General features: G+C 61.7%; 22 protein-coding genes. 5 read left to right on the forward strand and 17 right to left on the reverse strand.

All coding sequences use genetic code 11. The annotated features are described in order from the left end of the window. Positions 1-2: 2 nt before the first annotated feature. The 3 genes from trpB to C453_RS20440 form a co-directional block, all read right to left on the reverse strand. Complete coding sequence (trpB, locus tag C453_RS11745; RefSeq protein ID WP_049907679.1) at positions 3-1,154, reverse strand: tryptophan synthase subunit beta; 1,152 nt, start codon at positions 1,152-1,154, stop codon at positions 3-5. Positions 1,155-1,245: 91 nt separating this feature from the next. Beyond that, positions 1,246-2,454 (reverse strand): MFS transporter, encoded by a 1,209-nt coding sequence (locus tag C453_RS11750; protein ID WP_008324739.1) that lies wholly within the window; start codon positions 2,452-2,454, stop codon positions 1,246-1,248. Between the two features lie 154 nt (positions 2,455-2,608). Beyond that, the gene (locus C453_RS20440) at positions 2,609-2,761 is read right to left on the reverse strand and encodes a DUF7837 family putative zinc-binding protein (protein ID WP_008324740.1); all 153 of its coding nucleotides are present in this window, start codon (positions 2,759-2,761) and stop codon (positions 2,609-2,611) included. A 171-nt stretch (positions 2,762-2,932) separates the two neighbouring features. Here C453_RS20440 and C453_RS11755 point away from each other — a divergent pair, with 171 nt between their 5' ends. After that, positions 2,933-3,856: a DUF1028 domain-containing protein gene (locus C453_RS11755; protein ID WP_008324741.1), complete on the forward strand. Its 924-nt coding sequence runs from the start codon at positions 2,933-2,935 to the stop codon at positions 3,854-3,856. A gap of 106 nt (positions 3,857-3,962) precedes the next feature. On the opposite strand, the gene C453_RS21125 is transcribed toward C453_RS11755, so the two are convergent. From C453_RS21125 to C453_RS11780, 7 genes are all read right to left on the reverse strand, one after another. After that, positions 3,963-4,124 (reverse strand): DUF7563 family protein, encoded by a 162-nt coding sequence (locus C453_RS21125; RefSeq protein WP_449404889.1) that lies wholly within the window; start codon positions 4,122-4,124, stop codon positions 3,963-3,965. A 286-nt stretch (positions 4,125-4,410) separates the two neighbouring features. Then, positions 4,411-4,548 carry a hypothetical protein gene (locus C453_RS20190; RefSeq protein WP_160163398.1) on the reverse strand — a complete coding sequence of 46 codons (138 nt, stop codon included), beginning with the start codon at positions 4,546-4,548 and terminating at the stop codon, positions 4,411-4,413. Between the two features lie 83 nt (positions 4,549-4,631). After that, positions 4,632-7,106 (reverse strand): PAS domain S-box protein, encoded by a 2,475-nt coding sequence (locus tag C453_RS11760; RefSeq protein ID WP_008324743.1) that lies wholly within the window; start codon positions 7,104-7,106, stop codon positions 4,632-4,634. A gap of 184 nt (positions 7,107-7,290) precedes the next feature. Beyond that, on the reverse strand, positions 7,291-8,640 hold the full coding sequence (locus tag C453_RS11765; RefSeq protein ID WP_008324744.1) for an FAD-dependent oxidoreductase: 1,350 nt from the start codon (positions 8,638-8,640) through the stop codon (positions 7,291-7,293). Between the two features lie 76 nt (positions 8,641-8,716). Continuing rightward, on the reverse strand, positions 8,717-9,058 hold the full coding sequence (trxA, locus tag C453_RS11770) for a thioredoxin (RefSeq protein WP_008324745.1): 342 nt from the start codon (positions 9,056-9,058) through the stop codon (positions 8,717-8,719). A gap of 145 nt (positions 9,059-9,203) precedes the next feature. Further along, complete coding sequence (locus C453_RS11775; protein WP_008324746.1) at positions 9,204-9,734, reverse strand: DoxX family protein; 531 nt, start codon at positions 9,732-9,734, stop codon at positions 9,204-9,206. A 167-nt stretch (positions 9,735-9,901) separates the two neighbouring features. Beyond that, positions 9,902-10,483 carry a nitrous oxide reductase accessory protein NosL gene (locus C453_RS11780; RefSeq protein WP_049907661.1) on the reverse strand — a complete coding sequence of 194 codons (582 nt, stop codon included), beginning with the start codon at positions 10,481-10,483 and terminating at the stop codon, positions 9,902-9,904. 111 nt (positions 10,484-10,594) lie between these two features. Between C453_RS11780 and C453_RS11785 the strand changes: the two genes are divergently transcribed. Together C453_RS11785 and C453_RS20445 are read left to right on the forward strand one after the other, a co-directional pair. After that, positions 10,595-12,094, forward strand: coding sequence for a cobyric acid synthase (locus tag C453_RS11785; protein ID WP_008324748.1), 1,500 nt, complete (start codon positions 10,595-10,597; stop codon positions 12,092-12,094). Positions 12,095-12,157: 63 nt separating this feature from the next. After that, entirely contained in the window at positions 12,158-12,301 is a 144-nt protein-coding gene (locus tag C453_RS20445) for an HVO_A0556 family zinc finger protein (protein WP_169316549.1), read from the forward strand. A 29-nt stretch (positions 12,302-12,330) separates the two neighbouring features. Here C453_RS20445 and C453_RS11790 read toward each other — a convergent pair whose 3' ends face one another. Next, positions 12,331-13,551 carry an ABC transporter substrate-binding protein gene (locus C453_RS11790; RefSeq protein ID WP_008324750.1) on the reverse strand — a complete coding sequence of 407 codons (1,221 nt, stop codon included), beginning with the start codon at positions 13,549-13,551 and terminating at the stop codon, positions 12,331-12,333. Between the two features lie 404 nt (positions 13,552-13,955). Between C453_RS11790 and C453_RS11795 the strand changes: the two genes are divergently transcribed. After that, a complete protein-coding gene (locus C453_RS11795) occupies positions 13,956-14,150 on the forward strand; it encodes a hypothetical protein (RefSeq protein WP_008324752.1) in 195 nt (64 codons plus the stop codon). Between the two features lie 592 nt (positions 14,151-14,742). Here the strand turns inward: C453_RS11795 and C453_RS20530 are convergent. The 6 genes from C453_RS20530 to hutU form a co-directional block, all read right to left on the reverse strand. Beyond that, complete coding sequence (locus C453_RS20530; RefSeq protein ID WP_241430740.1) at positions 14,743-15,177, reverse strand: hypothetical protein; 435 nt, start codon at positions 15,175-15,177, stop codon at positions 14,743-14,745. 231 nt (positions 15,178-15,408) lie between these two features. Beyond that, positions 15,409-15,861 carry a hypothetical protein gene (locus C453_RS11805; RefSeq protein ID WP_008324754.1) on the reverse strand — a complete coding sequence of 151 codons (453 nt, stop codon included), beginning with the start codon at positions 15,859-15,861 and terminating at the stop codon, positions 15,409-15,411. A 213-nt stretch (positions 15,862-16,074) separates the two neighbouring features. Next, positions 16,075-17,655 (reverse strand): histidine ammonia-lyase, encoded by a 1,581-nt coding sequence (gene hutH, locus C453_RS11810; RefSeq protein WP_008324755.1) that lies wholly within the window; start codon positions 17,653-17,655, stop codon positions 16,075-16,077. After that, the gene (gene hutI / locus C453_RS11815) at positions 17,648-18,886 is read right to left on the reverse strand and encodes an imidazolonepropionase (protein WP_008324756.1); all 1,239 of its coding nucleotides are present in this window, start codon (positions 18,884-18,886) and stop codon (positions 17,648-17,650) included. Before hutI ends, hutH begins: the two co-directional genes overlap by 8 nt. Continuing rightward, positions 18,879-19,808, reverse strand: coding sequence for a formimidoylglutamase (gene hutG, locus C453_RS11820; protein WP_008324757.1), 930 nt, complete (start codon positions 19,806-19,808; stop codon positions 18,879-18,881). The genes hutI and hutG overlap by 8 nt, the downstream gene beginning before the upstream one ends. After that, complete coding sequence (gene hutU, locus C453_RS11825; RefSeq protein ID WP_008324758.1) at positions 19,805-21,544, reverse strand: urocanate hydratase; 1,740 nt, start codon at positions 21,542-21,544, stop codon at positions 19,805-19,807. The genes hutG and hutU overlap by 4 nt, the downstream gene beginning before the upstream one ends. A 231-nt stretch (positions 21,545-21,775) precedes the next feature. On the opposite strand from hutU, the gene C453_RS11830 reads away from it, so the two are divergent. Then, positions 21,776-22,909, forward strand: coding sequence for an MFS transporter (locus C453_RS11830; protein ID WP_008324759.1), 1,134 nt, complete (start codon positions 21,776-21,778; stop codon positions 22,907-22,909). The last annotated feature ends 87 nt before the right edge of the window (positions 22,910-22,996 follow it).

Below are 22,996 nucleotides of genomic sequence, written 5' to 3' on the forward strand. Positions count from 1 at the left end.
GCTTAGAGGCTGAACCGCTCCGCCGCAGTCTCCATGTCCTTGTCACCGCGACCGGAGAGGTTGACGAGTATCGTGTCGTGTGCGTCCGCCTCTGCGAGTTGAATCGCCCGCGCGACGGCGTGACTGGATTCGAGCGCCGGGATGATACCCTCGGTCTCGCTGAGTTCGCGGAACGCCGCGAGTGCCTCGTCGTCGGTGACGCCGGTGTACTCAGCACGGCCGAGAGCGCGGAACATCGCGTGCTCCGGGCCGACGCCGGGGTAGTCGAGACCGGCGGAGACCGAATGAACTTCCACATCCTCGTCGATGACACGGGTCTTCATGCCGTGAATCACATCGTCTTTCCCCTTCGCGAGGGGTGCGGCATGCTGCTTCGAGTCGGAGCCTTTCCCGCCACCCTCTGCACCATAGAACGCGACATCGTCGTCGCGGAAGGCGTGGAACAGCCCGATTGCGTTCGACCCGCCGCCGACACACGCGACAGCAGCATCCGGGAGTTCACCAGTCCGGTCGAGGAACTGCTCGCGAGCCTCCTCGCCGATGACGCTCTGGAAGTCCCGAACCATCCGCGGGAAGGGGTCGGGGCCGACGACGCTCCCGACGAGGTAGTGCGTCTCGTCGATGTTTTGGGCGAAGTCCTCCAACGCGGCGTCGACGGCGTCAGCGAGTCCTGCGCCGCCGCGAGTCACCTCGTTCACGTCGGCCCCCATCAGGCGCATGCGGAAGACGTTCATCTGCTGGCGCTCGACGTCTTTCTTCCCCATGTAAATCTCCGTGTCGAGGCCGAACAGCGCGCCGACCATCGCCGTCGCTGTCCCGTGTTGTCCAGCGCCCGTTTCGGCGATGAGTCGGTCTTTCCCGGCCTTCCTGGCAAGGAGCGCCTGTCCGAGCGCGTTGTTGATTTTGTGTGCGCCGCCGTGGAGCAGGTCCTCTCGCTTGAGGTAGATATCAGCGCCGTATCGCTCGCTAAGGTTGCGCGCGTGGTACAGCGGGGTGGAGCGGCCCGCGAAGTCTTCGAGTAGGTCACGGAATTCCGACTGGAACTCATCCGTGGTCGCGATGTCGTCGTAGCCCGCTGCGAGCTGTTCGAGTGCCGATTCGAGCGCTTCGGGAACGTGTCGTCCACCATATCCATCGAAGTCTCCGTGCGTCATGTACTCACGTGTCATCTCCTGCATGTATAAAGTGTATCGTCAATCGACAGAAAATGGCAGTAGTGGTCAAACTGGGGCATCGGTGTCGCAGTTACTCTGTGTGCCGGTCGAATCGTGGTGTCGAATCACTCACCGGAGTCTCCCACAGCCAAACGACGGCGGCACAAATCAGGAAGAGTCCACCGAGACACGCGAGGGCGGGTAGCGGAGCAGTAGCATCAGCGACGACACCCGTCAGTGGCTTCAGCGGAACTCGGACGAGTGCATAGGCCATCGACGCGGCGCTGAGGAGCGTCGCACGCCCGACCGCGTCGGCGTGGTCGTTGACGTAGCCACTAGCGATAGGAGAGACGGTGGAGCGGGCAGCTTTCAGTAGCGCGAACGTTGGGAGGGCAGCGACGGGAACGAGGACCGAACCGAGAAGAAACACACTGACGACCACGGGGACGAGTACGAGCGTCCACTTCGTCGAGAGTCGCGCTTCGATAGCACCGGCGTAGTAACTCGCGGTCGCAGTGAGTACCGTGAACCCAGCGTAGAGCGGTCCAAGCGAGGTTTCGGGGATACCGATTGTCCCGGTGACGATTGGCTGAACGTACGTATTTGCTGCGCTCGTCACCCCGAAAAACAACGCGAGATAGACGATTGTCGAGCGAAGCGGTGGGACGGTCAACCGCCGCCTGAGGACTGGAAGCACGTCGAAGAGAGTGTTCTCCTCGCGGTCAGTCTGTGAACTCGTCGTGGGCATCGAGAGCAAGACGAGAAGAGAGCACCCGAGAAGTGCGGCCGCGACGAGAAACGGGAGCCGAGGGTCGGAGTCGTACAGCACACCCGAAACGAGCATCGTCACCACGCCGGCCCACTGATTCACCGACGCGCCGCGACCGCGAACGTGCGTGAACTGACTGGCGTCCAGTCGCGCATCGAGAATCTCGTAGAGCCACGCATCGTCACTCCCGGATTGAAATGCGAGTCCGAGCGCCCAGAGAACGTACAGGGCGATGAAGGCCGAAAACGACTGTGCGACGAGAAATCCGAGTAACGAGAATGCGAGGAACGCAGAGCCAACGAGTAGACTGGCCCGACGACCGAACCGGTCGCCGACGTAGCCAGTCGGAATCTCGCCGACGACCACGAGAACCGCCGAGACACTCCCGAGAGTACCGATTTGGGTGTAAGATAGGTCACGCCAGAGGAGAAACAGCGTGAACACGGGCGTGACGAATCCGAACGTCGTCGTCGCCTGATACAGATAGTACTTCAGGAGAACCGTCGGTGGGAGCGTGCGGTCGAACTCCATCAGCGACACGTCCGGGACCAGTCACACGTGGCTCGCGTCCGCTTCGTTCGCACGCCTTTGCCTCGATTCGACACACGGAAAGCTGTTCCCTGACCGAGATTTTTGTATCGAATCTGAGGCGTTCTTCAACGCGCCGCGACAGAAGAACAGCGACTCACTCGGGACGAACGACTTCGTCGCACGAGTAGCACTCGGCGAAGACGCCAGTGGTGCCGTCGCTCTCTTCGAACTCGATGAGCTTCTGTCCGGGGCCGAGTTCGGACCCACACTCTGGACACTGGCCGATAGAGGACGAATCACTGTTCATGGGAATCGATGAGCGCGTTTGACCCGGCTCACTATACATGTGGTTTCTTCGGCCTCCCCAATAGGTGTTTCTCGCGTCGTATTATTTACACAAGAGCGTCGGCGGGTGCGCCCCGGGGCACCGAGAGTCGGTGGTGAAGGCTTAACCGCACGCAGTCGAACACTGTGTTCGATGCAACCACGCCCCTCGACGTTCTCCATCGTCGCCCGCGACCCCGAGCGAGACGCTGTCGGCGTCGCCGTCCAGTCGAAGTTCGTCAGCGTCGGGTCGGTCGTCCCCTTCGTCAGCGCAGACGCGGGTGCCATTGCGACCCAGAGCTTTGCGAACGTCGCGTACGGTCCCGACGGCCTCGACTATCTCAGAGAAGGTCACACCGCAGCCGAGGTCGTCGAACGCCTCACAGAAGCAGACGACGAAGCGCCGAGCAGACAGGTCGGCGTCGTCGGCCAAGACGGGTCGGTGGCCGCGTTCACCGGCGAGGAGTGCTTCGACGTCGCCGACGACATCCAAGGAGAACACTACACCGTCCAAGGGAACATCCTCGAAAATCACGAGACGCTCGAAGCCATGGCCGACACCTTCGAATCGACCGAAGGCGGCCTCCCCGAGAAACTCTTGGCCGCACTGCACGCTGGAAACGACGCCGGTGGTGACAAACGCGGCGAGCAGTCGGCCGCAATGTACATCGCCAAGCCCGAAGGCGGGTACGACGGCGGCAACGACCGCTGGGTCGACGTCCGCGTCGACGACCACGAACACCCGATAGACGAGTTGGAACGGGTGTTCAAGATATACGACATCACGCTGTTAGAGCGTGAGACGCCCGACGAAACGCGGTCGCTCTCGGGGGCGACTGCGGAAGCGGTGTTGCAGACGCTCGCAGAACTCGGTTTCTACGACGACGACCCGACAGCCGAGTTCGACGACGGTGTCGAAGCACTCGAATCCTTCCGTGGCATGAACAACTTCGAGAATCACTCGCTCGTCGCCCTCGAAGACGCCATCGCTCGCGGGTGGGACGACGCAGACGGAACTGGTGATCAAAAACTCGTCGACGCGATTTGGAACGGCTTGTCGCGACTCGAAAGGCTGTAGTCTGGACGGAAATCCAAACAGCTTCCCACCGTCTGGGTGCTGTGTCTCTCGGGTGGCGCCGTCTCTTTCAGGTACCGCCGTCTCTCTCAGGCGGGCCTCGTCTCCCTCAGACGGTGCTGTATCTCTCTTTCCCTGCTGCTTTCCCCTGTTCTGATATCTCACTCATCGTCGAACACCCGAGACACGCGAACACCTGATTGCTGTTCGTGCCAAAGACACGAGCGAAATCGACTGAGACGTACTGCCCACAACTGTTGCACGTTTTCATTGGTTTGTCCTCCCCCCTGAGTGCAGACCAAAAGGTGAACGGGCGTGTGACGAGACTCCCACCACGAAGTCCTCGTCTCGACACGAGTTGCGTGTCGTCACCGAAGTTTCCACCTTCGACTCCCACTATCGGGCGGCAATAAGTGTGTGACGCGCAGCATACACAAATCAGGTCGCTAGTCTTCTAGCCCCCGCGGGATATCGTACTCACTAGTAGCCTAGGTCCGCCAGAGACAACCGCAGGCTCACCTCTCGGACAGTATCGACGAAGAGCGACAAAACGACCGTTAGTCGCGCAACAGGATATCGACAGCGTGGTCGACTCCCGCCTCGGCGAGATGTCTCGCTTCGAGGTCGAGTGCCGTCGCGACGTCAGCAGCAGTCTCCGTGTATGCACACACCGTACACCGAAGGTCGTACGTCACGGTTCCTCCTGGAAGACGCTGGTAAGCCGACGGTTCATAGGAGACCTACGCAGCGTGGTGAGGTAACTCACACGGGTTGGAATCTAGTGTCGTTCCTCGTCGAGAAGTTGGTCCAAGATTCGTTTGATAGCCTTCCGAACGTGGAGGTAGAACGTCGGAGACGAGATATCGAGTGCGGAAGCGAGGTCGTCACCAGTCGAGAGCCGAGGCGCTTCGAAGTATCCCGCGTGGTACGCTAAATCGATAACCTCTCGTTGCCGGTCGGTCAACACGTCGTCGAGTGTCTCCCGACTCGTCGCTGGGACCGACTCGTGCCGGTCGATAGTTCGTTTTGCGACGAACGTCGTGTCGGCGTGGCCACGCATCCCTGCGATAATCTCGTGAACGTCGGTCTCGGGTGCGACCTCACCGACGACAGTGGTTGTTCCGTCTTCGGCGACGAGCGACCGAAGGGTGGCACCGTAATCGAGGAGTGTCGCGGACGGGGCCGAGGTGAGCGTGAACTCCACCCGCCCACCCGAAGACTCCTCTTCGACAACCCGAACGTGGCCGTCCGGCGTCAGGGCATCGAGGTGGTCCCGAACTGTCGCTATCGGTGCTCCCTCGACGTTCACGTAACAGACGTATCCACCGTCGCGTGCCGGGGAAATCGCTTCGAGAGTCACCCGACAGTCAACTGCGGTCGTCAGTTCGTTGAACACCGAATCTGGGTCTTCGGACCGGAACTCCAGTTCGACGAGGGTGTCGGTATAGAGGAGGTACTTGTTCTCCGCCGCGTTCATCGCGTGTCCGATTCGACGGCCGAGTTCGCCGAGCAGGGCTCGCTCGTTCTCGTCGAATGCATTGGACCGACTGGTGTAGAGACCGATGACGCCGTAAACTGTGCCCCCGTATGTGACGGGAATCGCGGCGAGAGACTGGTATCCCCAACTAAGCGCGTGCTGTCTGCGGTCCGTTCCGTGCTCGTTGCTGAGAACGTTCCGAGCCATATGGACCTCGCTGGTGCGAATGGCTTCGGCGAATGGGTGCCACTTCCACGGAATCGTCCGGGATGAGACGCTAAACTGGTCGACGAAGTCACTACTGACACCCACCACCTCCGTCGGCGTCACCCGGCCAACGGCCGGATTGTAGTCACCGTACCAGACAAACTGGTAGACGTCCGAGACGGCCAACTGCTCGCAGACCAGTCGCTGAATCTCATCTCGCGACGACGCGCGGGCGAGTTCTCGATTCAGCGGGCGAAGACTCTCAGTCACCTGCTGAATCCGTTCGAGCTTGTTCCGCCGCCGTTCGAGCATCTCTTCGCGTCGCTTCTGGTCGCTGATATCGGCGTTCACGGCGACGAAGCGGTCGATGTCTCCGTTGTCGTCGACCACCGGTGCGATGGTTTGGTTGACCGTGTAGCGCTCGCCAGATTGCCGTCGATTGACGACCTCACCGTGCCACACCTCGCCCGCAAGTATCGTCTCCCAGAGGTCTGCGTAGAAGTCCTCGTCGTGTTCTCCCGAGTTGAGGATGCTCGGCGTCTCTCCGAGAACGTCAGTCTCGTCGTAGCCAGTCAAGTCCTCGAACGCCGGATTGGCGTACTCGATGGTGCCGTCGGTGTCCGTGAGGTAGACTGAGTGCCCGGTGTGTTCGACGGCCTGCCGAAACGCGCGCAGTTGTCGCTCGCGTTCTTCCCGTGCAGTCACGTCGCGGGCGACACTGATGACTCGCTCGACAGTGCCGTCAGCCCCCATGACAGGAGCACTGTTCATCACGACCCAGCGTTCTGTTCCGTCTGGCCCCACGAGCCCGAATTCGGCCCCGAACACCGGCTCTCCCGTTTCGGATACGTGGACAATCGAGTGGTCCTCGACCGGAATGGGGTTGCCATCTCGGTCGTGGGCAGTCAGTCCGAGGTCGGTGTACTTTCTGCCGGTCGCTTCCGCCTCAGATAGACCGAGGACTCGCTCCGCTCGGCCGTTGATGCGCGTTATCACACCGTCAGGCGTCGTGACCATCGTTCCGGCCGGTATCGTCTCCAGCAGGCGGTCGAGCATCTCCTGTCGCCGTTCGAGTTCGACGTTCGCATCGAGCTGTGACACGAGGCCGCTCGCGTCAGCCACGACAGCGGAGACGACGTCACGTATCTGCTCGTCGAGCGCCGACGAATCGGTGTAATACAGGACCACGACGGCGACACGCCGACTGTCGGTGTCGAGTGGAACGCCGAACGCTGCCTCGACTGAGTCCGTCGAGCGCGAGTCGGATTCCGCACTCGGAATCGACCACTCGTCGTCCAACTCGTCGTCCAAGTCACCGGTCCAAAGTGGCTCTGTAGCGGCCCATACTCGCCCGGGGACCCCGTCTCCGATTTCAGTCGTAGGGGTTGTCGGCGCTGACGCCGAGGATTCCGAGTCGGCAGCCGCCGTCGCGAGTGCGACCCGTGTGAGACGCTGCTCGTTCGAATCGGGGCGTACCCACGCCTCAGCAAACGCACACTCGGTCCATGCCTGCAGTGCATCGGTCAACACGTGGAGGCCCTCGTCGAGTGTTTCGACAGTTCCCAGCATTCGCGCAATACGGCCAAGAAGCACATCTTGCTGCACGGTCGGTGAGTCCGCATCCCGTCCGTGCTGGCTGTTAGACTCGGCTGACCCACCCCAATACCCACTCATCGCTTGGAGCGTGCTACGGCCGGTCCGAATAAAAAGTATAGACAGTATATCACTTAGATATCAATCTGGCAGTCGGGTGTCAGTCCAACTTCCCGTTGAGAACTTTCGCAGTCGTCAGGACGGGGTCCCACGTCGGACTGACCGGCGGAGCGTACGAGAGGTCGAAGTACGACAGTTCCTCGACCGTCGTCTCGGTGTGGAGCGCGGCAGCGACCGTGTCGACTCGTTTGGCGACGCCTTCGTGGCCGACCATCGCAGCACCGAGCACTCGGTTCGAGTCTCGGTCGCCGAGCATGGTGATGTGAATCGGCTTCGCACCGGGGTAGTAGTGCGCCCGCGACGTCGAGGAGATAGTGACGCTCACAGGGTCGAACCCGGCTTCTCGGGCCGTCTCTTCGTCGATGATTCCCGTGCGGGCAGCTTCGAGGTCGAACGCTTTGACAGCTGCCGTCCCGGCGATGTCGCCGACTGGAGTCTCGTCACCGGCCATCGTCTGCCCGATAGCACGGCCGGCCCGGTTCGCGGTTAGCGCGAGCGGAACGTAGTCAGGCTCTCCGGTCACGACGTGTCGGGCTTCGGCGCAATCCCCCGCGGCGAAGACGTCAGGCGCGCTCGTTCGCCCGAATTCGTCGGTCGCGATTGCGCCCGTCTCGCCGAGTTCGATACCCGCCTCTGCTGCGAGTTCGGCGTTCGGCGCGACACCGACGCCAACGAGGACGAGGTCCACGTCGTAGGTGGATTCGTCGGCGACGAGCGTCTCGACGTGGCCCCCGCTACCGTCGAACCCATCGACCGCCGTTTCGAGGTGGAGTTCGACACCCTCGTCGCGGAGGTGGGCTTCGACCTTCTCGCCGACCATCTCACCGAAGGGGGCGAGAACGTGGGGCAGCATCTCGAAGAGGTGTACCACAGTGTCGTGCTCCGCGAAGGCTTCGGCCATCTCGATGCCGACGTAGCCACCACCGACGACCGCGACTGACTCCGGTTCGTGGGTCTCCATGGCGTTGCGGACAGCCTTCGCGCTGTCCAGACTGTGCATCGTGTAGACGCCGTCGAGGTCCATCCCGTCGAACGGCGGTTCGATAGCTCTGGCCCCGGTCGCGACGAGCAGTTGGTCGTACGGTTGCGTACTCGTCCCGGACGGTGATTCGACCGTTACTTCGTGGGCGTCGGTGTCGATAGCGACGACTTCGTGGTGGAGTCGAAGGTCGATATCGCGCTCCTCGATGAACTCTTCGGGAGCGACCTGCAGGAGGTCGTCGAACTCCTCGACGGACCCCTTGACGTAGTACGGCATCCCGCAGGCGGCGTACGACACGTACTCACCTTTTTCGAAGACGACAACATCTCGGTCGGGCTGTTCGCGTTTGAACTTGCTCGCTGCGCTCATGCCGGCGGCGTCACCACCGACGACGACAATCGGGTCCATACTCCATCCTTCTCGGAGGAGGGGCTAATATATTGCGCCCATTCTACAATAGTAATGAGCGCATCGACGCTCCCGGTTAGGCAGAGAGGTCGTCGACGACGCGCCGAAGAACGTCTTCACCGCGCATTCCGACGACGCGCTTTTTCGGTTCGCCATCGGCGAAAAAGACCACGTTGGGGACGCTTTGAACCTGGTATGCACCGGCGAGTTGCTGGAACTCGTCGATATCGACTTTCGCCACGACCGCGTCCGTGTCTGCGGCGATGTTCTCGACGATGGGTTCGAGCATCTGACAAGGGCCGCACCAGTCGGCGTAGAAGTCGACGAGGACGACACCGTCGCGGTCGACGACGGATTTGAAGTGTTCGACAGATTCGACGTGTACCGGTTCGTCGGTCACGAGTTCCGATTCGGACATGTATCTCGTCGTACTCGCCCGTTCACCATAACAGTATTGTTTTCAAAACACAATTCTAATTCTGGAATTAGCACCCATCAGTCACACGTTCTACCGTACTACCGAGAGAATATGCCGGGGGGTGTTCCCCCGCCACGTCCCTTCCTCATCCGAGGAGGTTCTTGAGGATGGGGCGCTGCCGGACGAATTCGGTCTTCTCGATTATCGCGTCGAGGCCGAGGATGCGACCCGCGGCGAGAGTGCCGACGATGGCGAACATCATGAGCCCGAAGAGGTCACCGTTGACGTAGCCGTGCGCCCAGTCGGCGTTCCCGAGGTAGAAGAACACCATCAGGAAGCCGCCGAAGAAGGCGGCTAACCGGGTGAGTGCTCCCACGAGGAGGCCGAGTCCGATGAGGGTCTGTCCGAGCGGAATCATGAAGTTCGTGAATTCAAGCATCCACGGCGTCGCGGCGGCCCACGCGAGGAAGCCGTGAATCGGCGACCCCATCGTCCCGTTTGCCAGCCAGCCAGCGGCGTTAAACGGTTCTGCCCCGAGGTACTTCCCAACCCCCGCGTTGAGGAACCAGTAGCCGGTGAGGACACGGACGAGCACGAGCACGTACCCTGTGGCGCCCTCTGAGTAGTCGAAATCCATTCTGTTGCCGAGTATCTCAATTTGGCCAGTCGTAGTCATTGTAATCCACCTACGAATGAATTGTCGACCCCATAGAGCATATAAAGAGAGAGTGATTACCGAATCCAGAGAATTGAGAATCATCGAAATTTGGCGGTTCTCGGCCTGTGAGAACCATTCGCTGGACTCGACAGCGGTCGGTCAGAACGCTGAATCGAACCTGAACCTCAGAGTCGAGCGATGAGGTCAGGTGAAATATCCGATTCCTCGTACACGTCGCCTCCCTGCTCCTCGGCGAAGGCGACAGCATCCGACTCTTGGGAGAACGGGACAAGGTCGCTCCCCATCGCACCCTTGATGTCCGTCCCAGCGACGTAGAACAGTTCGTCCATCCGAGCGAACGCCTCGGGGTCGAGGTGGGCGGAGATGAACGTCGCACCCTCGTCGTCGGAGAGGTCGTAGTCGACCGAACTGTAGTCGGTGAGGTAGCCGACGACCCGCGTCCACCCTTCGTCTTGCCGCGCGAAATTGTAGCTGAACGTCTCCCAAGCGCTACAGAACCACGCGGGGTTATCGTGGCCCTCAGGGGCGTTGTCTCGGTAGAAAACCTGACCGGCCGGTCCGGGGTGCTGTTCGATGACCATCCCACACGTATCGCACTGCTTGCCACCAGTCAACGCGATTGGCTCTGGGACGTCACTACCGCCACTTCCACCACCAAGACAGCCTGCGGTTGCTGCGACTCCGACTGCACCCGCTGTCGTCAAAACCGACCGTCGAGAGATGGTCGGGTCACAATGGTTGCACATAGTATTGCTTGGTTCGCACAGTTCAAACGAGGTTTGGTTCGGGCGTCGAACGACTCGTACCACCAATCAGGGACCGACAAGTTTGAACATCGACACGCCGAGGTACGGTCGATGACGTCGCCGACGCTCCTCGTCGCCGGAACCGCCAGTCACGTCGGTAAGAGTACCGTCACAGCGGGACTCTGTAGGTTGCTTGCGCGGCGCGGCCTCGACGTCGCGCCGTACAAGGCCCAAAATATGAGCAACAACGCTCGAGCCGTCGCGCGGGCAGACGGCGACGGCTTCGGCGAAATCGGCGTCTCCCAGTACGTGCAAGCGCGTGCGGCGGGCGTCTCGCCGACGACAGACCACAATCCGATTCTCCTCAAACCCCACGGGGACGGTCACTCGCAACTGGTCGTACAGGGCCGAGCAGTCGGCGAGAACACCGCAAGCGACTACTACGAAAACCACTGGGACGACGCGAGAGACGCCGCCCTCGCATCACACAGACGGCTCGCCGACACAGCCGATATCGTCGTCGCCGAGGGCGCAGGGTCCATCGCCGAAATAAACCTCCACCACCGCGACTTGGCGAACGTCGAGACCGCACGCTTCACGGACGCGCGAATCCTCCTCGTCGCTGATATCGAACGCGGCGGTGTCTTCGCGAGTCTCGTCGGCACCCTAGAACTCCTCCCAGACGACCTTCGTGAGCAGGTCGTCGGCGCGGTAATCACGAAGTTCCGAGGCGACCAGACGATTCTCGAACCCGGACTCGACGCGTTCGAATCGCGAACCGGAGTCCCAGTCCTCGGCGTGCTCCCGTACGACGACCCCGGTCTTCCAGAGGAAGATAGCCTGTCGCTTCCGGCCGCGGGCGAGAGAGCAACTGTCGGCGATGATGACGGTATCGAAGCGAGTGCGGCGGTCACCATCGGCGTCCCACGACTCCCACGAATCTCGAACTTCGCGGACCTCGACCCACTCGCCGCGACGCCGGGCGTTCGAGTTTCGTACCTCCCCCTCGATGCGACTCTCGACGGCATCGACGGAGTGGTCCTGCCGGGAAGTAAAAACACCGTTGACGACCTGTTCGCACTCCGAGACGCCGGGTTTGACCGCGAACTTGCGGCGTTCGACGGGCCACTCGTCGGTCTCTGCGGGGGCTACCAACTGCTCGGGGAGCGAATCGAGAACGCAGGGGTCGAAAGCACACAGGGCGTCGAGACAGTCGAAGGTCTCGGCTTGCTCCCCATCATCACCAGATTCTCGACCGAAAAGCAGGTCGAAGCCGTGTCGGTCGAGTTCGACGGTGCAGGCCCCCTCGCAGGAGCGACGGGGCGAGTCGATGGCTACGAGATTCACATGGGTCGCTCTCGGGTGGTCGGCGACGCGACCACGCTCGCGGGCGACGGAGCAGCCACCGACCGCGTCGCTGGAACCTACATCCACGACCTGTTTGCGAACCAGTCGCCGCGAGAGGCCTTCCTCGATGCGGTGTACCGGTGCGCCGGTCAGGAGCGTCCCAAAGTCGAACGTACACACGCCGACCCATACGAACGCGCGGCAGACCTCGTCGGCGACAACGTCGACATCGACCACCTGCTCGACACGCTCGGGGTCGCATGATAACTAGTCTGCAACATATCGCTCCGGAGAAATGTTCTTGTCCTTCGAGTCGAGTCATCAAGTATGTCCCAATCGATGCACCTGCTCGACTCATTCGACGACGACGTGTGCACCTACTGTGAGGGCGACCTCGTGACGGGAAGCTACAAGGACAACGACGCGGTTGTCTGCGCCGACTGCGGAACGCCGGCGGTTCAGCTCTGGTGAGCACCCGACGACTGCATCTGTGAGTCAGGTCAGCCGTTGATGATGTCGGCGACGCGTTGCCGGTCGAACAACTGTTCTTCGGCGGGAATCTCCGGGTACGGGCCCGACTCGTAGGTCGGCCACGGACCGAAGATGTCGGGGTAGAGCTGCTTTGCGGTCATCTCGGTCTGGAAGAGGTTGAGAATCGGTCCCTGATAGCGGGCCGCCTGCGCGTAGATGCGGCCGTTCTTCACCGCAGACACTTCGCTCGCAACCGGGTGGTCGGTGAGCGTCTGTCTGATTTTGCCCATATCTGTCGTCGGGTGCATCCCACCGAGTGAGAGAATCACGTCCGGGTCGGCTTCGAGCAACGTCTCGAAGTCGATGGTCGCACCGGATTCGACGTCGTCGCCGAGTGCACCCTGCGCACCCAGTGGTCGCGTGTGTGCCGTCAGGAAACCGGGTGTGTTCAGATTGTAGGCGTAGATGGTCTCGTAGTCGCGCGACGCGAGCATCACGACAGTCGGCCGCTCGTCTGCCGGCGGAAGCTTCGACGAGATGGACTGTAGCATCTCCTCGCGAATCGACGCGAGGGACTCGTACTTCGCTTCCTCTTGGAGCACCGCAGCGACCTTCGCGAAGATTTCCCAGAGACCGTAGTGTTCGTAGCGGTCGGCCCACTCGGTCGGCGGGCTTCGGTTGCGGTCGCTGAACGTGTTTCCGAACCACGGACTGACGGTGTCCTCGATTTCTTCGAGGTCCGCTTCGTCCCAGCTACCGAGTGCGGCGACGCTCGCCGGGTCCGCGAGGTGAACGTCGCTGTCGAGTTCATACAGTCGTTCCTTCGACGGCTCCCACGACGAGTAGAGACCGCTCCAGTCGAGCGAGACGCCGTCGAGTCGCGGCGTAAACTGGTTCCACAGCGCGTCGTAGTAGTCGGGCGCGTGCATCGAGTTGACGGCGTCGCCGTGGCCGAGCGCGAATGCCATCCCTGCGTGGTGGGTCAGACGGGTAAAGATGGTCTCGGGAACGCTGTCGAACGAAATCTCTCCCATCGGGGCCATCGAGACAGTGTACGACTCGTCTGCAGGAGTCGACTCGGTGGTCTGCTCCGGCGTCGACGATGACGACGATTCGGTGGTCGAGGCTGCAGTCGTCTCGCCGTCGGTGTCTTGGCCAGTACAGCCTGCGAGAAGTCCGCCGGTAACGAGTGCGGCACCCGACTTGAGATAGGTTCGGCGCGTCGACGGATGCTGCTCTTCGAAGTCCATATTTCTTTAGGTCTGCCTAAAATACAAAGAGCCGTCGATTTTAGGTGAGCCGAATAATCGAGCGTAGTCGTCCGATTCGTGGTCGAGTGTAGCGTGGAACAGGCTCGGTCGAAACCCATCTCAGAAGACAAGTGGTGGTCACAGAGGCGTTAGCTGGATTCGTCCTGATGGGCTCGGTAGACTGCCTCTGCGGCGTTTCCGAGCCAGTCTTCGTCCTTGAGGAGTGCCAGAAGGAAGTCCGTTTCTGCGTACATTCAGCGCCCAGCCTCGTCTCGCTCCGCGTTCCGTGCTTCCTGACGGGGTTCTTCGGCGGTCTTTTCGACGTCCTCGACGTTCAGAACAGGAGTTCTATCTCAAGTCATAGAAAATCAACATTTTAATCGGTTTACACCTACGGTTCTACAATGAAGGCTACTGACGTCGCTGATTCCGTCTCCGGTGGATGGGGTGGGGTTCTCTGTGGTTTCATTTTTCTCACTGCTTTTTTGGCAGATGTGTTCAATACCAGTATCAACCTTTTTTTCGCTATAGTCGGTGGAATACTCCTCATATTCATCCCCTTCACGTGGAAGTCGTACAAAGAAACAATCGAGAAGTGAGCACGCCTCTACTGAACGGCTGTGTCACCACAAGTGGCGTGAAACGAACCGTAATCGCGTACTGAGTAAATCCTCTATGCGTCACGCCACTGCAAACAGCGTTCGGTGAGATTTCTGCGGTCGTGTTGAACTCAGGGCGTGAGTCGAAGACTCGCCCTAGTTCTGGGAAGTCACTGCAACAAAGAATCCGTAGCCGACGACAGCAACTCCGATAAAGAGTCCCCAACCGAGTTTACTAACGACGCCAGAAGCGAGAACGCTACTGATACTAATACCCGTCCCAACGACGACCCAAAAGAGACCTGTTACTCGGGCATTCGCAGTAGCTAACCATGCAGACACCCGAGTCCAAGTTAACCTCACAACACCCCACACCCCAACGATAAGGCTCACCACGAGCCCGCGCATATGAACCGGGTTCGTATAGAAGATGAATACCGTTGAAGAGAAGAGAGAAACAACGAGGTACATCACGGCTCGTTGTTTTCGATATTGCAGCACATTGGTAGTAGTCATTGATAGAGTCAGTAGCCGTCAAGAGCGGTCGAGTAAAAGTATCTTCATGTTTTAGTTGAGACACTTCGACGTGTACCTATTCGCTGCTGAGTACAGTCAATCTATTCACACCAGTGTCGAGCAACACGACGACCCCAAGCAGGGATGCGGTGAAGAGTGCGATAACCGGGCCAACGAACGCTCCGGAGCCACCGTACGTGAACGCCCCATCGGTCGTGAGGACAGCAGAGACGTTCAACGCAATGATGCCAAGCGTGAGGATGCCGAGAACGCCAATCAGATACGAGACGAGTCGTTGCGGGCCCGTGCTCACGTGGTAGAGTACGACGACACTGAGAAGCGTCGGTATCGCCCAAATCCCGAGTGCAATCGCAATTCCAGCAGGCGAACCAGCGGTCATACCCGAGAGTTGAACCGGTGGGATAGCGAGGAGTACCACCACGCCGAGCAGGGTTGCAATCGAGAGCACCACCTCAGCTACTCGGACGGCGGGAGTATTTTCTATTGACATGTCTTGGCCTAGGTGCGGGAGTGTAAATTGTTTGTGACGAATCCTGTCTCCGCGGTTTTGACCGGGGTTGTGAACCCTGTGATCCGGTTTTTATGTTGAACCACCCGTACCACCGTAGCTGTCGTGTCACTCACAGTCCGAATGCGCGAGTCCCTTCGTGGGCCCTCCTCGTGTGTCTTGACGACGACACAACCACATCGCAAGACGAGTCCGAGTCCAGTTCTGAAGAAATTACGCTGTCTCTGTCGTCGTGCTGCTCTCGTCCAAGAGTACCGTCCACCCGTCACCGAGTAATTCCGGGTCGGAATGGAACACAACCACAACAGAAGGCGTCTCCCGGAACGAAACTGTCGCCTCGTAGTCGTAGTAGCGCGTGCAGGACGGACAGTCCGCAGAATCAGTGGCAATCACCTCAACGATAACCCGGTCCGACGACTCGTTGTTGGTGTAGGAGATGTCGAGCCCTCCACAGTTGGTCGTACCAGAGACGACCCCCTCAAGGCGAAGTTGGTCTATCGACCTATCGTAGTCGAGGGATGCAGTATTCTGTCTCTCCCCGCAGCCACGCTCGACTACGGTCACTTCTCTGTCTGTAACTATCGGCGTACTCGTTCCGGACCCCAGACACCCGCTCGCAGCGACGAGGCCTGAAGAGACGCCGGAGAGGAACGTTCGACGGTTCATAGAGTGACTCGTGGATGTATGAGTGGGTCAAGTTTCATCCGCAACCAAACAAGTTAGAATTTTAACATTCAGTACTTAATCATTTGGGGTTCGTTCTTGGCCAAACCCGCGGGCGGTGACCGATAGCACCGAAGTTAGCACACTTGTATTGAAAACCAAATCACCCAAAAATAGAAAGAAGTCGTGCCAGTGGGCAGCCTCTAAGCGCCCGGATTAGTCGAGTACCGATTCGACAGCGGCGCGAATCGCGCCGAACCGCACGAGGTCAGCAGCCGTCTCTAACTCCTCGTCGAGCGGCCGGTCCTCGTCCAGCGGTGGGACGACAGACCGAACTTCGTCGCGGGCAGCACCGGTTCCAGTGCCGAGTTCGAGTCCGTCGTCGAGGAACTCGGCCGCCTGCGCGCCACAGAGGAGTTCGACGCCGACGATAGTCGCGACGTTCTCCGCGACGCGCCGGGCGTTGAGAGCGCTTTGACCGCTCATGCTCACGTGGTCTTCCTGCCCGCCGCTGACGGGCGTGGAATCGATGGACGGACGACCGAACGAGCGGCACTCGTTGAGAAGCGCCGCCGCGGTGTACTGCGCAATCATGTAGCCCGAGCGAAGGCCGCTGTGTTCGGTCAGGAACGGCGGCAGGTACTCCTCTTGGACCTCCGGATTCAGCATCCGGTCGGCGCGGCGCTCCGAGATTGCCGCGAGGTCGGTGAGTGCGCCAGCGGCGTAGTCCAGACGGAGCGCGAGCGGTTCGCCGTGGAAGTTGCCAGCGGAGACGACCGCCGCAACGTCGGTCCCAGGGGCGCGTTCGTCCACCGAGCCAGCTTCGAACACCAACGGGTTGTCGGTCGCGCTGTTGAGCTCGACCTCGACAGCCTCGCGGAGGTGGTCGACCGCGTCTCTGGCAGCGCCGTGAACCTGCGGCAGACAGCGAATCGAGTAGGCATCCTGCACTCGCTCGCAGTCCTTGTGGGATTCGAGGACGGTCGAGTCGGCGGTCAGGCGGCGAATCGCCGCGGCGCTTTCTTTCTGGCCGGGGTGCGGTCGGACCTCGTGGATTTTGGGGTCACAGTTCGCCGTGGTCCCCATCGTCACCTCGGTCGTGAGCGCACCGGCGGCGTCGGCCGCGTCGAGAATCTCCTCGGCGTCGACGACGAACAGCGAGGCGAGACCGACGGTGAGTTGCGTCCCGTTGATGAGCGCGAGTCCTTCCTTCGAGGCGAGCGTGACCGGTTCGAGGTCGGCGGTCGCAAGCGCGTCCTCGCCCGAGAGTCGCTCGCCATCGACGAGTGCCTCGCCGCCACCGAGGAGAACGAGCGCCATGTGGGCGAGCGGCGCGAGGTCGCCGCTGGCTCCGAGACTGCCGCGAGAGCGGACAACCGGATGGACGCCCTCGTTGAGCATCGTCACGAGGTGGTCGACGACGAACGGGCGAATCCCGGAGTAGCCCTTTGCGAGCGTGTTGACCCGCGTGAGCATCATCGACCGGACTTCCTCGCGAGTGAGTTCCCGGCCCGCGCCCGCGGAGTGACTGCGGACGAGGTTGGTCTGGAGTTGCTCGATGTCTTCTTCGTCGATGTGCGTCTCGACGAGGTGACCAAAGCCAGTGTTGACGCCGTAGACCGGTTCGCCGGATTCGACGACCGACTCGACGCGGTCCCGCGATTCCTGCATGCGTTCGCGGGCGTCGTCATCGAGTTCGACGCGGGCGTCGTAGCGGGCAACCGCCACAACGTCTTCGGGGACGAGCGACTCACCATCGACGACGACAACGTCGCGTTGGACGTTTCGGTCACTCATTGACGACCACCCCCGACTTCAGCACGGTCGAGACCGGATTCGTGTCGAAGCGGTACGAGAGGTGCGTCGCCGTCGGCGTGTCGAGGACGACGAGGTCAGCGGGGCTTCCCTGACGGAGCGTGCCGGTTCCGTCGGTTCTGTCGACCGCCTTGGCCGCGGCGCTCGTGATACTCCGAATTGCCTCGCGCGGCGTCATGCGCATGCCGACACTTCCGAGGGTGGCGACGAATCCCATACTTCTCGCAAAGCAGTTGGGATTGAAGTCGCTAGCGAGTGCGACTTCGTGGCCCGCGTCGAGGAACGCCCGCGCGTCGGCGTACTCGGCTCCGAGGCCGAACGCCGTGCCGGGGAGCATGACGGGGACCACGTCGCCTTCGACCAGCGTCTCGCGACCCTCCGCGTCGGTCTGGAGCAGGTGGTCTGCGCTCGAAGCGCCGACGTCGGCCGCGACCTCGGTTCCGCCGATTGCGGCGAACTCGTCGGCGTGAATCTTCGGCGTGAGCCCGTATTCGCGACCGGCTTCGAGAATGCGGTGCGACTGCTCGGCGGTGAAGACCCCGCGTTCGCAGAACACGTCGCAGAACTCGGCGACGCCTTGCTCGGCGACTGCCGGCAGTTGCTCGGAGACGACTTCTTCGACGTATTCGTCGGTATCAACGCCGCGCGGAACCGCGTGCGCACCCATGAACGTCGGGATGACATCGACCGGGTGGTCTGCACCGGCCTCGTCGATGGCGGCGAGCATCTTGAGTTCCGTCTCGGTGTCCAGCCCGTACCCGGACTTCACTTCGACGGTGGTCGTCCCGTGTTCGAGCATCGCGTCGAGGTGCTCGGTGAGGTTCGCGACGAGGTCATCCTTCGATGCGGTGCGGACTGCCTCGACGGTCCGGAGAATACCGCCGCCAGCCTCCAGAATCTCCTCGTAGGTCTTCCCTTTGAGTTTGGCGACGAACTCGTCGGAGCGGTCACCGGCGAACACAGCATGCGTGTGCGGGTCGACGAAACCCGGCAGGACCGTCTGCCCGGACGCATCGAGTACAGTGTCCGCGTCTTCGACTGGGTACTCGTCGAGGACGTCATCGGTCGGGCCGACCGCGACGACAGTCCCATCGACTGCGGCGACGGCCGCGTCTTCGAGGACTTCGACGCCCGTCTCGTCGTCAGGGCCGACGACGACCTCTTCGGCACCGTAGACGACCGTTAGCTGGTCAGTCGCTGCGTCGTCACTCATCGTTCGTCACCCCCGAGAGGAAGTGGGCAACAGCACGCGCTGCCGCGCCCGAGGTCCGGCCGGACGTGTCGAGCGACGGGGCGCACTCGACGACTTCGAATCCGGCGACGCGCGAGTCCGACGCGACGCGGCGGAGCATCGAGTACAGTTCACGGGTCGAGATACCGCCCGGCGTCGGTGCGCTGACGCCCGGTGCGGCCGTCTCGTCGAGGACGTCCACGTCGAGACTGACGTAGACGACGTCGCAGGATGCGACTGCGTCGAGTGCGAAGTCCGCGGCTTCTTCGGGGTCGCGGCCGACTTCTTCTGCGGTCAGAATCGTCCCGCCCTGCTCGCCGAGGAAGTCGGCGTACACGGTCGAGGTTTCGAAGTGGCGCGCGCCGACGACCGCGAGGGTGTCGAGTCCGGCGTCGAACAGTTGGTGATACGGCGTCCCGCTCGATGGGCCGTCTTGCGGTTCGCGGCAGTCGAGGTGGGCGTCGAAACTGATGACGCCGACCGAGACGTCGTCCGCGAGGAGTGGCGTGACGTTGGCCACCGAAAGCGAGTTGTCGCCGCCGAGGAAGACCGGGAAGGCACCGCGCTCGTAGACCTGTGCGGCCGCCTCGGCGACTTCGGACTGTACGTCGGCGACGCCACCGGCAATCTGGTCGACCGCGACGTCACCGAGGTCGGCGACGTTAGCGACTGCGCCCTCGTCGTAGTGGTGGGTCTTGATGCCCGTGAGAGAGTTCCGAATCGCCTGCGGGCCGTCACGAGCACCTTTGCGGCCGATGACCGCGCCGTCGTAGGGTTCGCCGACGAAGACGGCGTCGTGGTCGCTGACAGCATCGAGGTCTGTCGTCTCGACGACGTGGCCGAACTGCTCGTCGTTCGGGTCGGACGACGTGCCCTCCCACTGCGATGGTTCGTGGAACATCATTCGTCGTCTCGCATCGGGATATGGACGTTTGACTGAGTCGCCTCGTCAAGCGCGTCCTCGTAGCCGGCGTCTGCGTGCCGGATGACGCCCATGCCGGGGTCGGTCGTGAACACCGCGCGGGCCTTCTTGGCCGCGAGGTCGGACCCGTCGAGGACGACGTGGTTGTTGCTGTGCAGCGAGTTGCCGATGCCGACGCCGCCACCGTCGTGGACGCTGACGATGTCAGCACCAGCGGCGGTGTTGACGAGCGCGTTCAGGATGGGCCAGTCGGCGACAGCGTCCGTGCCGTCACGCATGGCTTCCGTCTCGCGGTTGGGGCTGGCGACAGACCCGGCGTCGAGGTGGTCGCGGGTGACGACGACCGGAGCCGACACTTCGCCGGACGCGACGAGTTCGTTGATTTTCAGCGCGAAGCGAGCGCGCTCGGTGATGCCTTCGTCGTCGGTCTCGTAGCCGAGCCAGCAGACGCGAGAGGGAAGTCCCTGGAACGACACCTGCTCCTGTGCGAGGTCAATCCAGCGCATGAGCGACTCGTTTTCGGGGAACAACTCTCGGATGGCCTCGTCGGTACGGTAGATGTCCTCGGGGTCACCGGAGAGTGCCGCCCAACGGAACGGACCGCGCCCGCGGCAGAACATCGGCCGGATGTAGGCCGGGACGAACCCGGGGAAGTCGAAGGCGTTGTCCATCCCGCGGTGGTTCTTCACCTGCCCGCGGATGTTGTTGCCGTACTCGAAGGCGATTGCACCCTCGTCCTGCAGGTCGAGGATGGCCTGCACGTGGCGCTCCATCGTGTCGAGGCTCTCTTCGACGTACGTCTCGGGGTCCTCCTCGCGGAGTTCGTCTGCCTCTGCGGCAGTGTAGCCGCTGGGGTAGTAGCCTTCGAGTTCGTCGTGGGCGCTCGTCTGGTCGGTGACGATATCGGGGATTTCGCCGCGCTCGAGGAGTTCTTCGAGCATGTCGGCGATGTTCATCTCGACGCCGACGCTGTAGGGTTCGCCCGCTTCGATAGCCTCCTTCGCGTTCGCCAGCGCCTCGTCCAGCGAGTCGACGGAGTCCATCAGGTAGTCGGTCTCGACGCGGCGCTCGATGCGGTCGGGTTGGACTTCGGCCGCGATACAGACGCCGTGGTTCATCGTGACCGCGAGCGGCTGTGCGCCACTCATGCCGCCGAGACCGCCGGTGACGACGAGCTTTCCGGCCAGGTCGCTGTCGTAGTGCTGCCGGGCGAGTTCGGCCAGCGTCTCGTAGGTCCCCTGAATGATGCCCTGCGTGCCGATGTAGGCCCACGACCCCGCGGTCATCTGGCCGTACATGATTTTGCCCTCGGCTTCCAGTTCGTGGAAGTGTTCCCAGTCGTCCCAGTGGCCGACGAGGTTGGAGTTCGCGATGAGAACGCGGGGAGCACGCTCGTGGGTCGGGAACTTCCCGACGGGCTTGCCGGACTGGACCAAGAGTGTCTCGTCGTCGTCCAGATTCCGCAGTTCGTCGAGAATTGCGTCGTAGGCGTCCCACGACCGGGCCGCGCGACCGGTCCCGCCGTAGACGACGAGGTCCTCGGGGCGCTCGGCAACCTCGGGGTCGAGGTTGTTGTTGAGCATCCTGAAGGCCGCTTCCTGCCGCCACGACTGACACTCGGTCAGGTCCGTGCCAGTGGGCGAGCCCTGGTACTCCTTCCACTGCTCGCTCGGTTCACCGAACCGCTCGTCTCGACTCTTCGCCTGCTCTTTGCTCATACACAGTACTTTGTGGCGATTATTGGTAGCAATTTGCTCGCCATGCGGAGATGACTTTATAAATTATCCCGGTTGAGACGCTAGACACACGATAGCGAACGGCAGTACTTTTGAGACGGGCACATCTCCACCCCAAAGAATCGTAACGCACTGGTAGCGGGTCTGCAAAGGACGTGTGTGACCCAACAGACGGCATCCGACGACCCTGTGTTTGCAGGCTACCGGACTCGGATGTTACTCACCGTCTCACTCGGGTGGGCGCTACTGCAAGCCGGGCGATTTCTCCTATCGCCGTTGCTTCCGACGATTATCGACGACCTCCAGATAACGGAGGCGACGGCTGGAATCGCTCTCGCTGTCTTTCAGGGGATTTACGCTCTCACACAGTACCCCAGCGGTGAGTACTCCGACCGCTGGACGCGAGCGACGCTCATCGTCCCGGGACTCGCGATTCTCGTTGTCGGATTCGCTACGCTCGGTCTCGTCGGTGGCGTCGCTGGCTTCGTCGCTGCCGTGGGAATCATTGGCTTCGGGAAAGGGCTATTCGCGATTCCGTCGCGGGCGCTTCTCTCTGACCTCTTCGCCGGGCGTCGCGGTCGCGCCCTCGGGTTGTACGCAGCCGGGACTGACCTCGGTGGACTCCTCGCCTCCGGGCTTGCCATCCTCGCGCTCACCTACGCCTCGTGGCGAACGCCGTTTCTCCCCGTGGCGGCCGCACTCGGCGTGCTCACGCTCGTCTTCGTGCTGTGGTCGAACGAGGGCTACACGGTCGGGTCGCCGCGACTCGACCTCACGCAGACCGTCAAGCGTCTGATATCGAGTCCTGCACAGCGTCGGACGCTCATCGCCTTCGCGCTCTTTTATTTCATGGTCGGCGGTTTCATCAACTTCCTTCCGACCTATCTCATCGAAGCAAAGGGCTTCACACAGCAGTTCGCGAGTGTCGCCTTCGCCATCGTCTTCGTCGTCGGAATCGCTATCAAGCCGGTTGCTGGCGGCCTCAGTGACCGATTCCGACGAGAGTCCATCGCAGTCGTCGGCCTGCTTATCGCCGCCGGGTCGTTGGCGCTCCTCTCACTTGCGACCACGGAGGCTGTCATCTACCTCTCGGTCGTCGTGATGGCTGTCGGATACAAGATGGAATTCCCGCTCGCCGACGCCATCATCGTGGACAACGCCCCCGCCGAGGATATGGGTGCAGACCTCGGTGCGGCCCGGGCGCTGTTTTTGGGTGCAAACGCGGCCGGACCCGCCTACGTCGGCATCGTCGCTACCTACGTCGGCTACGTCCCCGCGTTTGCCGGACTCGTCGGCTGTCTCGTACTCGCGGCTGGCCTCCTCTACTGGGACACGCGAGCGAGATAAGACGCTCGTCGAGAGGAGCACATCGAGAGTGGATGCGCATCGAGAACTCGAACTGCAAAAGACGATTCGAAGGAAGTCGAGCGAAAT

The organism is Haloferax elongans ATCC BAA-1513, from assembly GCF_000336755.1.
Lineage (GTDB): Archaea > Halobacteriota > Halobacteria > Halobacteriales > Haloferacaceae > Haloferax > Haloferax elongans.

Coding starts and splice junctions, on each gene's coding strand:
- trpB (WP_049907679.1), bottom strand. CDS start 1,154: ATGACGCACGGAGACTTCGATGGATATGGTGGACGACACGTTCCCGAA.
- C453_RS11750 (WP_008324739.1), bottom strand. CDS start 2,454: ATGGAGTTCGACCGCACGCTCCCACCGACGGTTCTCCTGAAGTACTAT.
- C453_RS20440 (WP_008324740.1), bottom strand. CDS start 2,761: ATGAACAGTGATTCGTCCTCTATCGGCCAGTGTCCAGAGTGTGGGTCC.
- C453_RS11755 (WP_008324741.1), top strand. CDS start 2,933: ATGCAACCACGCCCCTCGACGTTCTCCATCGTCGCCCGCGACCCCGAG.
- C453_RS21125 (WP_449404889.1), bottom strand. CDS start 4,124: ATGAAAACGTGCAACAGTTGTGGGCAGTACGTCTCAGTCGATTTCGCT.
- C453_RS11760 (WP_008324743.1), bottom strand. CDS start 7,106: ATGCTGGGAACTGTCGAAACACTCGACGAGGGCCTCCACGTGTTGACC.
- C453_RS11765 (WP_008324744.1), bottom strand. CDS start 8,640: ATGGACCCGATTGTCGTCGTCGGTGGTGACGCCGCCGGCATGAGCGCA.
- trxA (WP_008324745.1), bottom strand. CDS start 9,058: ATGTCCGAATCGGAACTCGTGACCGACGAACCGGTACACGTCGAATCT.
- C453_RS11775 (WP_008324746.1), bottom strand. CDS start 9,734: ATGACTACGACTGGCCAAATTGAGATACTCGGCAACAGAATGGATTTC.
- C453_RS11780 (WP_049907661.1), bottom strand. CDS start 10,483: ATGTGCAACCATTGTGACCCGACCATCTCTCGACGGTCGGTTTTGACG.
- C453_RS11785 (WP_008324748.1), top strand. CDS start 10,595: ATGACGTCGCCGACGCTCCTCGTCGCCGGAACCGCCAGTCACGTCGGT.
- C453_RS20445 (WP_169316549.1), top strand. CDS start 12,158: ATGTCCCAATCGATGCACCTGCTCGACTCATTCGACGACGACGTGTGC.
- C453_RS11790 (WP_008324750.1), bottom strand. CDS start 13,551: ATGGACTTCGAAGAGCAGCATCCGTCGACGCGCCGAACCTATCTCAAG.
- C453_RS11795 (WP_008324752.1), top strand. CDS start 13,956: ATGAAGGCTACTGACGTCGCTGATTCCGTCTCCGGTGGATGGGGTGGG.
- C453_RS20530 (WP_241430740.1), bottom strand. CDS start 15,177: ATGTCAATAGAAAATACTCCCGCCGTCCGAGTAGCTGAGGTGGTGCTC.
- C453_RS11805 (WP_008324754.1), bottom strand. CDS start 15,861: ATGAACCGTCGAACGTTCCTCTCCGGCGTCTCTTCAGGCCTCGTCGCT.
- hutH (WP_008324755.1), bottom strand. CDS start 17,655: ATGAGTGACCGAAACGTCCAACGCGACGTTGTCGTCGTCGATGGTGAG.
- hutI (WP_008324756.1), bottom strand. CDS start 18,886: ATGAGTGACGACGCAGCGACTGACCAGCTAACGGTCGTCTACGGTGCC.
- hutG (WP_008324757.1), bottom strand. CDS start 19,808: ATGATGTTCCACGAACCATCGCAGTGGGAGGGCACGTCGTCCGACCCG.
- hutU (WP_008324758.1), bottom strand. CDS start 21,544: ATGAGCAAAGAGCAGGCGAAGAGTCGAGACGAGCGGTTCGGTGAACCG.
- C453_RS11830 (WP_008324759.1), top strand. CDS start 21,776: ATGTTACTCACCGTCTCACTCGGGTGGGCGCTACTGCAAGCCGGGCGA.